Annotated in this window: 11 protein-coding genes; 6 read left to right on the top strand and 5 right to left on the bottom strand. The window is 35.1% G+C overall.

Annotated elements, in window-relative coordinates:
- The first annotated feature begins 1 nt into the window (after position 1).
- A complete protein-coding gene (locus IPM51_04505; protein MBK9283563.1) occupies positions 2–3073 on the top strand; it encodes an efflux RND transporter permease subunit in 3072 nt (1023 codons plus the stop codon).
- Entirely contained in the window at positions 3057–4349 is a 1293-nt protein-coding gene (locus IPM51_04510; GenBank protein MBK9283564.1) for a TolC family protein, read from the top strand. Before IPM51_04505 ends, IPM51_04510 begins: the two co-directional genes overlap by 17 nt.
- A 13-nt stretch (positions 4350–4362) precedes the next feature.
- Here the strand turns inward: IPM51_04510 and IPM51_04515 are convergent, their stop codons facing one another.
- A complete protein-coding gene (locus IPM51_04515) occupies positions 4363–5067 on the bottom strand; it encodes a polyprenol monophosphomannose synthase (GenBank protein ID MBK9283565.1) in 705 nt (234 codons plus the stop codon).
- Positions 5068–5217: 150 nt separating this feature from the next.
- On the opposite strand from IPM51_04515, the gene IPM51_04520 reads away from it, so the two are divergent.
- From IPM51_04520 to IPM51_04530, 3 genes are read left to right on the top strand one after another with little or no spacing between them, the layout of a single operon-like run.
- Positions 5218–5643, top strand: a complete 426-nt coding sequence (locus IPM51_04520; protein MBK9283566.1) for an NUDIX hydrolase — start codon at positions 5218–5220, stop codon at positions 5641–5643.
- A gap of 47 nt (positions 5644–5690) precedes the next feature.
- Positions 5691–7103, top strand: coding sequence for an SLC13/DASS family transporter (locus tag IPM51_04525; GenBank protein MBK9283567.1), 1413 nt, complete (start codon positions 5691–5693; stop codon positions 7101–7103).
- Positions 7103–7756 (top strand): ABC transporter ATP-binding protein, encoded by a 654-nt coding sequence (locus IPM51_04530; GenBank protein ID MBK9283568.1) that lies wholly within the window; start codon positions 7103–7105, stop codon positions 7754–7756. Before IPM51_04525 ends, IPM51_04530 begins: the two co-directional genes overlap by 1 nt.
- A 75-nt stretch (positions 7757–7831) precedes the next feature.
- Here the strand turns inward: IPM51_04530 and IPM51_04535 are convergent, their stop codons facing one another.
- From IPM51_04535 to IPM51_04550, 4 genes are all read right to left on the bottom strand, one after another.
- Positions 7832–9067 carry a hypothetical protein gene (locus tag IPM51_04535; GenBank protein MBK9283569.1) on the bottom strand — a complete coding sequence of 412 codons (1236 nt, stop codon included), beginning with the start codon at positions 9065–9067 and terminating at the stop codon, positions 7832–7834.
- A gap of 97 nt (positions 9068–9164) precedes the next feature.
- A complete protein-coding gene (locus tag IPM51_04540) occupies positions 9165–10043 on the bottom strand; it encodes an ABC transporter ATP-binding protein (GenBank protein ID MBK9283570.1) in 879 nt (292 codons plus the stop codon).
- 99 nt (positions 10044–10142) lie between these two features.
- On the bottom strand, positions 10143–10982 hold the full coding sequence (locus IPM51_04545; protein MBK9283571.1) for a gliding motility-associated C-terminal domain-containing protein: 840 nt from the start codon (positions 10980–10982) through the stop codon (positions 10143–10145).
- Between the two features lie 3 nt (positions 10983–10985).
- The gene (locus IPM51_04550; protein ID MBK9283572.1) at positions 10986–12008 is read right to left on the bottom strand and encodes an acyl-CoA reductase; all 1023 of its coding nucleotides are present in this window, start codon (positions 12006–12008) and stop codon (positions 10986–10988) included.
- A 53-nt stretch (positions 12009–12061) separates the two neighbouring features.
- Here IPM51_04550 and IPM51_04555 point away from each other — a divergent pair, with 53 nt between their 5' ends.
- The gene (locus IPM51_04555; GenBank protein ID MBK9283573.1) at positions 12062–12412 is read left to right on the top strand and encodes a 4Fe-4S dicluster domain-containing protein; all 351 of its coding nucleotides are present in this window, start codon (positions 12062–12064) and stop codon (positions 12410–12412) included.
- Positions 12413–12417 lie beyond the last annotated feature (5 nt).

Raw genomic sequence — 12417 nt, forward strand, 5'->3', positions numbered from 1 at the left:
TATGAATCTGGCAGAATTGAGCGTACGAAAACCTGTTCTATCGATTGTGATGTCGGTAGTAATCGTTTTGTTTGGCTTAATTGGCTACAAATTCCTGGGTGTTCGCGAATATCCCTCTATCGATCCTCCCACTATTAATGTTCGTACTAATTATACGGGAGCAAGTGCTGATGTTATTCAATCCAGAATCACCGAGCCTTTGGAAAAAGTGATTAATGGTATTGAAGGTGTACGTACCATAACCGGTGCAAGTAATCAGGGTTCAAGCATCATCACAGTTGAATTTGATTTGGGTGTAGATATGGAAACAGCGGCAAATGATGTGCGTGATAAAGTTTCACAAGCATTAAGACAGTTGCCCCAAGATTTGGATAATCCTCCCGTGGTATCTAAATCAGATGCTAACGCCAGTGCAATAATCTCCATGACATTTCTAAGTAATAAAAAATCATTGTTGGAGCTGAGTGATTACGCCGAAAATGTAATAGTGCCTGGCTTACAAACTATTCAAGGTGTAAGTCAAGTTCAGATTTGGGGGCAAAGACGATTTACGATGCGATTAAGAATTGATCCCAAAAAACTAATTGCATATCAGGTAACTCCTTTGGATATCAAAGCTGTGTTAGAAAAAGAAAATGTGGATTTGCCTGCCGGTAAAATTGAGGGAGATAATACAGAGCTTACAGTGAATACTATTGGAAAAATTACTAGTGTTGAAGAATTTGAAAAACTGATTATTAAACAAGAGGGAACGGGCGTGGTGCGCATGGAGGATGTGGCCCGAGTAGAAGCAGGCGCCGAAAACGAAGAAACAATTTTAAAGGAGTCGGGTATACCAATGGTGGGATTAGCCCTCGTTCCTCAGCCCGGCGCCAATTATTTAGATATTTCTAATGAATTTTATAAACGTTACGAAAAATTAAGGGCTGAACTCCCCAAAGATTTTGAATTGAATATTGCCTTGGATAATACACGCTTTATTCGCAAATCAATTACAGAGGTTAAAGAGACTTTATTCATCGCTATCATTCTGGTTATTTTAATTATCTATCTTTTTTTTCGCGATTGGATTATTGCAATACGTCCTTTAATAGACATTCCGGTTTCCTTAATTGGAGCGTTTTTTATTATGTATCTTCTCGATTATTCAATCAATGTACTTACCCTGTTGGCTATTGTATTGGCTACAGGTTTAGTGGTGGATGATGGTATTGTAGTAACCGAAAATATTTATAAGAAAATTGAAAAAGGTTTAAAGCCAAAACAAGCAGCTATTGAAGGAACTCGTGAAATATATTTTGCTGTTATTTCTACCTCATTAACTTTAGTGGCCGTATTTATGCCGGTTATTTTTCTGGAGGGATTTGTTGGTCGTTTATTTCGTGAATTTGGCGTTGTTTTGGCCGGCTCCGTATTAATTTCTGCTTTTGTGTCTTTAACGTTAACACCTATGCTTAACGCTAAACTGGTAAGAAAAGATGTACATAAGCGAAGCAGATTCTACCTGTGGTCTGAACCATTTTTCCGTAATATGGAACTTGCTTTTAAAAATTCGGTGACTTCATTTCTCGAAAGAAAATATCAGGCAGTAATAATTTTAATAATAGCTTCTTTTTCAATTTTTTATTTTGGCTCGCAATTAAAAAGTGAATTGGCTCCGTTGGAAGACCGAAATTGGATTAGATTGAGTTATACAGGCCCGGAAGGAGCCACTTTTGAAAATACCGATCGAGTTATGGATCGAATAGCTAAATTCATTACAGATTCTATTGCCGAAAAAAATGTTTGTCTTTGTGTTACGGCTCCGGGTTTTGCAGGTTCCGGCGCTGTTAATACCGGATTTGTTCGTCTATCCTTAAGCGAAGCCGGCGATAGAAAACGATCGCAACAGCAAATTGCAGATTATATGAATAAACATTTGAATCTTTTTCCGGAAGGAAAAGTATTTGTTATTCAGGAACAATCAATCTCATCAGGTGGTGGTCCGCGGGGTTCTTTGCCTGTTCAATTTGTTATTCAAAATAATGATTTTGAAAAAATAAAAGAACACTTACCTAAGTTTTTAGAAGAGGTTTCTGCTAATCCCGTGTTTCAGGGCTTTGATGTAAACTTAAAATTTAATAAACCTGAATTAGTCATTGAAATTGATAGAGAAAAGGCTAAATCACTGCAAGTTTCAATTGCTGATATTGCACAAACTATTCAGTTAGCAATGAGCGGGCAAAGATTTAGTTACTACACCAATGGTGATAAACAATACAGTGTTGTGGGTCAGGTAGATCGGGAAGACCGTGATGACCCATCCGACTTAACAAACTTGAGTGTAAGAAATAAAAATGGTTTAATGATTTCTTTGGATAACTTAACAACCATTCGCGAGATTAGTAGTCCACCACAACTTTATCATTATAATCGTTATCAGTCGGCAACCATTTCTGCGGGATTGGCGCCCGGTAAAACGATTGGTGATGGTATAAAAGAAATGAATCTTATTGCAAAGAAAGTGCTGGATGATAGTTTTGCAACAGATTTAACCGGTTCATCGCGTGATTTCGCCGAAAGTTCTTCTAATATTTTATTTGCTTTTTTGCTGGCTTTGTTTTTAATTTATCTTCTTCTGTCAGCACAATTCGAAAGTTTTTTGCAACCCCTTGTTATCATGCTTACCGTTCCAACTGCCTTAGCGGGTGCCGTTTTTTCTTTGTGGTATTTTAATCAAACATTAAATATTTTCAGTCAGATAGGCATGATCATGTTAATTGGTTTAGTAACCAAAAATGGAATATTAATTGTTGAATTTACAAATCAACTTCGCAAAAAAGGAATGAAAGTGCATGAGGCGGTTGTTGAAGCATCTGTTTCGCGTTTTCGTCCGATATTAATGACCAGCTTTGCTACGGTATTAGGCGCCCTGCCAATTGCTATTGCCTGGGGCGCCGGTGCGAAAAGCAGAATGGGTATGGGTATAGTTGTAATAGGTGGGGTTTTATTATCGATGATGCTAACGCTATATGTAATCCCAGCATTTTATAGTATTATTTCAAAAAATTCAAAGCATGAAGATTTGGATTAAATTATTTTTAGTGTTGACTCAGTTAACTTTTGCGCAAGATGTATTAAATTATAGTGATGCATTGAAAATTGCTATTGAAAAAAACACTTCAGTACTGGTATTCAAAAATGAAAAGCAAACACAACATTTAAAAAACAATGCAGGTAATGCCGGGTTGTCGCCCACGGTGAGTTTAAATGCCAATTTAAATTTTTCGAATTTAAATTCGTATCAGGAGTTTAGTTCAGGCACGATTCAGGATCGCACGGGAGCTAAGAGTAATAATGTGGCGGCCTCGGCAAACGTGAATTGGGTAATTTTTGATGGATTTAAAATGTTTGCGGTGAAAAAGAAATTGAGTAGCAATGAAAATATAAGCGATTTGCAATTAAAAAAACAAATTGAAGATGTTATTGTAGAAATAACAGCCGGATATTATGAAGTAGTACGTTTAAATAAATTATTGGCAGTTGCGAATGAAAATTTAAGTTTACTTCGGAAACGAAAAGAAATAAGTGAAGAAAAATTCAAAATAGGATCCGGTTCGGGTATTGATTTACTTACTTGTAAAACAGATGAAAATAAAGCGCTTTCGGAAGTTTATAACCTGGAATGGTTAATTGTAAAATCAAAAAGTGAATTAAATAAAGCATTGCTTAAAGATGTGAATGAAGATTTTAAAACAAGGGATACTATAGAAGTAAATTTTGAACCAAATATAGATGAGCTAACTAAGTTGAAGAGTCAAAATACCGGACTGTTAATTTCCAAAGAATTAGAAAAACAAGCGAAATATAGTCTGGATGAATCTAGATCTTATTATATGCCCTATGTACAATTAAATGGTTCATATAATTTTACACGAAATACAAGTCAGGCCGGATTTATTTTTCAGAACAGACAAAATGGAATTTCGGCCGGATTAAGTGCAGGGTGGACCATTTTCAATGGCAATAAAAATTCAAGAATGTATAAAGAAAAACAAATAGCCTTGTTGAATACAGCATTAAATACAACGGATTTAAATAAACAATACGAATCTATCATATACATTAACGTGCAGGCATTTCTAACTCATAAAAAAATATACAAGCTCGAGTTAGCTAACTTAAACGATTCAAGAGAATTACTAACGGTTGCCGATGAGCGATACAAAATTGGGCGGTCAGATTTAATTCAAGTGCGTGAAGCGCAAAAGAATTTTACCGAAGCTCAATCTCGTTGTATAAATTCCTTGTACAATTTAAAAATGGCAGAAGTAGAATTGTTAAGAACAAGTGGGCAATTAATAAAATAATTGGGAATTAAATTTAATTGAAACGCATTTGCAGTACACCCCAAAAGGCTTCTTTAAAAATCTTGGTACTCATTTTGCTTACGCCTTCAACGCGGTCAACAAAGGTAATGGGCACTTCAACAATTTTAAATCCTTTTTTGTAAGCTGAATATTTCATCTCAATCTGAAACGCATAACCCATAAACCGGATTTTATCCAAATCAATTGTTTCTAAAACTTTCCGTTTATAACATTTAAATCCGGCCGTGGTGTCTTTTACATTAAACCATAAAACCAACCGCACGTATAAAGAAGCAAAATAGGAAAGTAAAATTCTTTTCATGTCCCAATTGCTAACATTTCCACCTTTCACATATCTTGAACCTACCGCCACATCGGCACCCTTTTCACAGGCTTCTAATAAGCGGGGTAAATCATCGGGATTATGGCTGAAATCACAATCCATTTCGAAAATATATTCAAAATTTTTCTGAAGAGCCCATTTAAATCCGTGAATATATGCAGTACCTAATCCTAGTTTCCCCTTTCTTTCTTCAAGAAATAATCGATTAGCGAAGGTTAATTGCAGTTCTTTAACTTTGTCGGCTGTACCATCCGGTGAACCATCATCTACAATTAAAACTGAAAATTCGGGGGTAACGGACATCACCTTTCGAATCATTTTTTCAATGTTTTCAATTTCGTTGTAAGTGGGTATGATAACCAAATTTTTGCTCACAAGTAGCGAATATACACATAATGAAAAGAAAAAAAAGTATGGATTGCACAGTTTTTATGAGTGTTTAATGAAAATTAAGAAATCGAACTAGCTTTATAGCTTTCATTTAGGAAGGGCAGGAATAAAGTATTATTTCCTTATTTTTATATCGTGGTGAGTAAATTTAATATTCGGGTTTATGGAATTCTGGAAATGGATAATAAAATCTTGTTGACGGAAGAGAAAATCAGGGGCAGACAGATTATTAAATTCCCCGGAGGTGGATTAGAGTTGGGCGAAAGTTTAGTAGATTGTTTGAAAAGAGAATTTCAGGAAGAATTAAAGGTGGATATTATTGTGAAAAATCACTTTTATACCACCGATTTTTTTGTTCAATCTGCATTTGATGATTCGCAGGTCATAAGTATATATTTTTGGGTAGATTTAATGGATGAGCAAGCTTTAAATGAATTACCTCAAACTGAAAATTTATATTTTAAATGGGAAGAAAAAGATAAAATTAATGCAGATCTGTTATCCTTGATTATAGATAAAAAGGTAGCGGATTTATTACATCTCCATTATAAACATAATTAATACTGAAAAATAATTCCAAATACTTTTTTCAAATACTAGGCCCTCTGTTGGCTTTTCTTTTTATCTTTTTTATAGAACTGGACCCCGAACATCCCATGGTGAGTTACATGGCCGGTGTTGCCATTTGGATGTGTATATGGTGGTTTTCAGAGGCTGTTAATTTGGCCGTTACCGCTTTGGTTCCTGTACTAATGTTACCCGCATTGGGTATTGCCGGTGCTAAACAAGTATCGCAGCAATATACCGATAGTATCATCTTTTTATTTATTGGTGGATTTATGCTGGCCTTCGCCATTGAAAAATGGAATTTTCATAAAAGGATTGCAATTAAAATATTATCCATTGTGGGTACCAGTCCGGGAACCATTTTGTTTGGGGTGATGCTTTCAACTTTTTTAATTAGTAATTGGATAAGTAATACGGCTACTACCATGATGTTATTTGGTGCAGTTTTCGCGCTCATTGAAGAGACCAAAGCCTATATTCATCACCATGCTAAAAAGTTTGCTGCTGCATTATTATTAGGGCTAGCTTTTTCAGCCACAATTGGCGGAATGGCCACACCAGTGGGTACACCACCCAATATGTATTTTTTTAAAGCATTCCGTGAAGCTTTTCCGGGTGATGGAAATTTAAATTTCATTAAATGGAGTTTGATAGGTTATCCAATAGCATTTAGTTTTTTATTGATTACATATGCGGTATTAAATAGTTACTTTCTGCGCAAAAAAGTAAAAATTGAAATTGCAAAAGATTACTTTACGAATAGTTATAAAAAGTTAGGTAAATTCTCTTATGAAGAAAAGTGGGTGTTTGGCATATTTATTTTTTGTGTGGTAGCTTGGTTTACACGCGCTGATATAGATTTTGTATCTTTCAAATTCAGGGGGTGGAATAATATATTTGATAAACCAAAATTCATAGATGATGCATTTGTGGCATTAATTGCGGCATTAGCCTTATTTTTAATCCCATCTAAACAAAAGCGAGGCGAAGCTCTATTGATTTGGGATGATGCTAAAAAGTTGCGCTACGATATTATTTTAATGTTTGGTTCGGGATTTGCGTTGGCCTATGGATTTGAAGTTTCAGGCCTCAGTCATTGGCTGGCTGATAGCTTAAAGGTTTTGAAAGGAGTATCTCCGGTGCTCATTATCTTAGGAATTTGTATAATTGTTACCATAATAAGTGAATTTGCATCTAATATTGCTAGTATACAATTGGCCATACCGGTAATGCTGGCCCTGCAAAAAGATTTAGAGTTGCCGGCTTTGTTTTTAATGATGCCTGCCACCTTTGCCGCTTCATTAGGATTTATGTTACCTGTAGCAACGGCGGCAAATACCATTGTGTTTGGTACTCGGCAAATAGAAATTAAGGACATGTTTAAAGTTGGATTAATTTTAGATATTATCGGAATTTTAATTATTACCTTTATGTGCTACATCTATTTGGCTTAATGATCAGTGCTAAAAATATTCACAAATCGTATGATAAACTCGAAATATTAAAGGGGGTTGATCTTGAAATTAAAGCAGGAGAAGTTGTTTCCATTGTGGGCTCATCCGGAGCAGGTAAAACAACTTTGCTCACCATTTTAGGAACATTAGACAGGCCGGATAGTGGAGAGGTAATTTTAGCCAATGAGCAGGTTTTCAATTTAAACGATAAAAAGCTCGCTGCCTTTAGAAATAAGAATGTTGGATTTGTTTTTCAGTTTCATCAATTATTACCTGAGTTTACAGCCCTCGAAAATGTAATAATTCCTGCTTTGATAGGGAAGCGGAATAAAAAGGATGCTGAAGCTAAGGCCACGGAATTATTGACTTTTTTCAATTTAAACGACAGAATAAATCATAAACCTTCTGAATTGAGTGGGGGAGAACAACAAAGAGTTGCAGTGGCCAGAGCTTTAATTAATGAACCCAAAGTAATTTTTGCCGATGAACCCAGTGGAAATTTGGATTCGGCCAATGCCAAAGAATTACATGATTTATTTTTTCAGTTACGTGATAAATTCAATCAAACTTTTGTGATTGTTACTCATAATAACGAATTAGCAAAAATGGCTGATCGTACTTTAGTGATGAAGGATGGCCGGATTATTTCTTGATCAAATCCCTAAAAATTTAAGTACTTATTCACGCAATGAATTAAAGTGAGGGATTAATTTTTTTTTAGCATTAAATCAACAACCCTTTTTAGAATTAACAAAATCAGGCCAGGCCAAATTATTGTTATTCTTCTCCTTTTTAAGCTTATAAACTACTTCTGTTCTGCCTTCATCAGAAGTATTTATTTCTTCTTTTGACTTTTTGTTTTCTTTATAAAAATAGAGTGCTCCGGCTATGATGGCAACGATAGCCAGACAAAAGAAGAATATTTTCCATGCGCTATAAGGTCTTTCTCCTTGTACTTCGCCGGTTCTGGCATTTACCGTAAAGCGATACACTTTATTATTGTATTTATATGCGCTAATCCATAACGGTAATAAAATATGTTTGAACGTAATGTCGTTATAATTCGTATTGATGGTATGAATTTGTTGTACATCTCCTCCAATATCACTTCTCACACTACTTTCAATAATTGGTTGCATTCTCACTTTAGCCTCATCAAAGCCAGCTTTTAATTCGGTTTGATAGCTTTCGGTAACAAATCCGGCTAAAAATTTATCATCGTAAGCGATCAGTTCAGGCAAATCCCAGGGTTCTAACTCTTGTACTAATTTTTGAGGTAGTGAATGCGATGCGCAAACCAAAACATCATCAAAATTATTATTTACGTGTCCACTTGCAGGATACCAGTTAGTGCGTTGTACTTGACGGGTATGCGTTTTACCTTCGCTGTCTTTATATGTTTCGGTTACATAATAATGTTCTCCTCTTAACCCCGAATAATCACTTTCGGTAGCACTATCATAAGTCCAGTATGGCATATATACTCCTCTTAGTTTTTCGGCACTATGTCTGGCGTAGTCTTTTAATTTATTGGGGGCAAACCATAATCCACCAACCCATCCTACAAATCCTTCTTTTGCCTTATTTCTTTCAACCTTAAACGGAAGTAAATATTTAGGTTTTATGATACTGCAGGTAGCGGCATCTTTTATTACTAATGGCGTATCACAATATGGACAATTAGAGGAAGTAACGTTTGGGGGTAAAGTAGTGGAGCAACCACAACTGGTACATTTAACCGTGCTGATATTCTGCTTCTCACTTGTATTCATTTTTTCATTGATGAACGACTCGTAATCATTTTCAATTACTTCAGCTTTTTCGGTTGTAATAATATTATTGGCATTACAATATTCGCAGGTGAGTGAATTTTGACCGGGGGCAAATTTTAAATTGGCACCACAGTCCTTACACTTTATGGTGTCGGCGGTATTGGCTGTTGACTCAAAGGTTTCGTTGCTCATATTGTATTTTTGACGAACTAAGATAATAAAACAAAAACAATAAACGATTAAGTTTATACCGTTTTGTATTATTATTAATTAAATGGAAGTCTAAATTTTAATTTTTAACTGAGGCTATTGTGGATTTACCTGAGGGTTGTGTAGTATTGGAATAAAAAAGCAAAGTTTGTCCGTTCTTTGTTTCAGCCAATACTTCATAACATTTTCCGTTGTACGAGCAATGTAATATGGTGATAGGAATTTTTAATACTGAATTCGTTTTGTTTAGTGTAATTTTATCGGGTCGTAAAAAGACATTCTTTTTTAGCGTACGAGCACCTTCTTTTTCAAAATCTGATTTTTTTAATATATTATACTCACCTAATAAGCCGGCCAATTTTACATTTTTGGGATTATAATATACCTCCCATTTTTCGTTAATCTCAATGAGTTTGCCTCCATCTACAATTCCTATTCTGTCTGCATATTTCAAAGCCTCATCGGTTTGATGGGTAATTAAAATTACCGAGGTGTTTTTCTTTTTAACTTCCTTATTAATAAAGGCGTAAAGTTTTTCACTTAATAAACGATCTAAATTACTAAAGGGTTCATCCAGTAAAAGTAAATCCGGAATTATTGTTAATGCGCGTGCTATAGCAACCCGTTGTTTCTGTCCGCTAGATAAAAAACGTGCTTTGGTATTACGCAGTGCATTTAACTCTAATAAGTTTAATATTTGGGTAACTCTTTTTTGTTTGGCCTCATCGGTATAGCCTATTAATTTATCGGTTATGTTTTCCTGTACGGTATGATTATCTAATACATAATATTCCTGACTTACTAAACTCATGTTTTTATGTCCGGGAATTAAATTGTAGGAAGGGCCGGTTACTGTTTCTCCGTTTAGGTTTATTTCACCGTTATGTAAATCTTCCAAACCATAAATGCATTTGATTAAAGTGGTTTTACCACTACCGCTTTTTCCAATTAAGCCCAATACTTCTCCTTCATTAAGGTCTAAAGAAATATTTTTAATTCCTTTAAAATAATTTTGTTCGGGATAATTGAAGGATATGTTTTTTACCTGTAGGATGGTTTAGCGCTGTAAGGTAAAATTGGTTTTGAGTTTGTAAGTACGGCCATCAAAACCTGTGGCTTCTAAAACACAAAAATAAACACCGGTTTGACACGGCTCACCACTACTTGTTCGACCGTCCCAATATCCTTTTGGTTTATCCCAGTGATATATTAAAGTACCGTATCTACTGTATATCCAAGCATTCATGGTGAGTATTCCACGGGCTATTGGTCTGAAAACATCATTTACACTATCGTTATTAGGCGTAAATACATTGGGTAATGTTATGCCTGACGAATCTGCAATTCTGAATGCGTAAGAAGAGGTATCGTTACAGCCATTTAATCCAGAAGCGATCAAAGAAACCGTATAATTTCCGCTGGCGGTATAATCTTTAACCGTGTTTGTCATGAAGTCAGAAGGTCCGTCACTATAAACCCACTCTACTCCGGTGTTATTGCTGGAATAATTGGTTAAAATAAGTTGATTTGGAAAACCAACTGTATTTAAGCTTGCGTTGAAAGAGGCCGTTGCATTTTGTGAAACTAATAAAGTTTGGCTGGTTGATGATGAACTAAAGCTGTTACTTACCTGTAAACTTAAAGTGAAAGCAGTTCCTTTGTTAAATACTATGGTTGGATTTTGCGTATCTCCACCGGTAACTATACTTGCCTGCGATGAAGGTAAAACCGTCCAACTAAATGTTGTAGGTGTGTTTGAAGTGATGCAAGAGAAGGTGTAGCTTTTACCGCTGCAATAGGTAAGTGTAGGAATACCAATAGTTGCTGTAGGTACCTGTGCGTAGAATGAATTTAACGCAAAAAATAAAAATAAGCCACTAAATATATGCTTAATCATACCCTATAAAGATACTAAAAAATCCCATGTGTTTATGCCATCGGCAAAGTCAGTAATAACAGGGCTTTGTGAATAACCAAAGGGTATATAATCCTTACTTATTACGCATTGCGTTTCATTAATATGCTGTTTTAAATATTTAGTTACATCATCTTTTGTTTGGTAGTATTCGTAATATAAGCAGGCGACGGGTGAGTGCAATTCTTTAGATTCTTTCACCAGAAGGAAGTTGTTATCTAAAAATTTCATATTCTCTAGAAGATAAATAGCCCTTTGATATTCATAGTTATTCGCATATTTATTATTCGAAATTACATCTCCATAGTCAACAATAGCCTCAAAAAAAGCATTGAAATTGTAATTTTCGGGCACCAAAAGCTTATTCACATTTCTGCATCCCAAACCAAAATAGGTAAATATGTCCTTGCCTAAATGAAAAAGTTCTTCTTTACTTTCCGAGCCATTTAAAACGGCGAGAGAACTTCTGTTCTTTCGGATAATTCTGGGATATTTTTTAAAATAATTCTCAAAATGAGCGGCTGTATTATTGCTTCCGGTGGCAATAATAGCGTCGAATTCACTTATTCTTTGATTAGCAATTCTGATTTTTTGATCTAATTCGGGATTATATTGAACCAATAATTTTAATAAGAAAGGAAGGATTATTGAATCATCGGTCGAAAATTTAAGCAAAATTTTATGGCCGCTTAATAAAACACAGAGTATATCATGAAAAGCAACACAAGGAATATTGCCGGCGCAAATTACAGCTACGGTTTTAGGATTTTTGACTTCCGAATTTTTTGTAAATGCGTTGAGGTTTTCTTCATTAAGCATGGATGCTATATTCATTAAAGATTCTTTAACATAATTCTGAGTAAACCAAGGATTATACAAACAAGCTTGTTTGATTATGGTTTCAAATCCCTGATGCAGAATAGCTTCGTTGTGCTTTGTTTCAGAATAAAATTGGTTTATAAACAATCCTGTTTTAGAAAAGGCCTCTATTCTTTGTTTTAAACTCATATAATTTGATTGTATATTTGTATTCTCTAAAAATTAAGGCAAAACTAAGTAAAATGGCTATAATAATTACAGACGAGTGTATTAATTGCGGAGCATGTGAACCAGAATGTCCGAATAATGCAATTTATGAAGGTGGGGCAGAATGGCGCTTTGCTGATGGTACAGGAGTTACAGGGAAATATAAAGGATTAAGTTCAGGCAATGAAGCAGAGGCTGATGAAGCACAAACTCCTGTCAATATGGATGTGTATTACATTGTAACAGATAAATGTACCGAGTGTAAAGGTTTTCATGACGAACCACAATGTGCGGCTGTATGTCCGGTAGATTGTTGTATTCCGGATCAAAATTTTGTGGAAACGGAAGAACAGTTGTTAGCCAAAAAAACTTCTTTGCACGTTTAATTTCC

Source organism: Sphingobacteriaceae bacterium, assembly GCA_016715905.1.
Taxonomy (GTDB): Bacteria; Bacteroidota; Bacteroidia; order B-17B0; family Aurantibacillaceae; genus Aurantibacillus.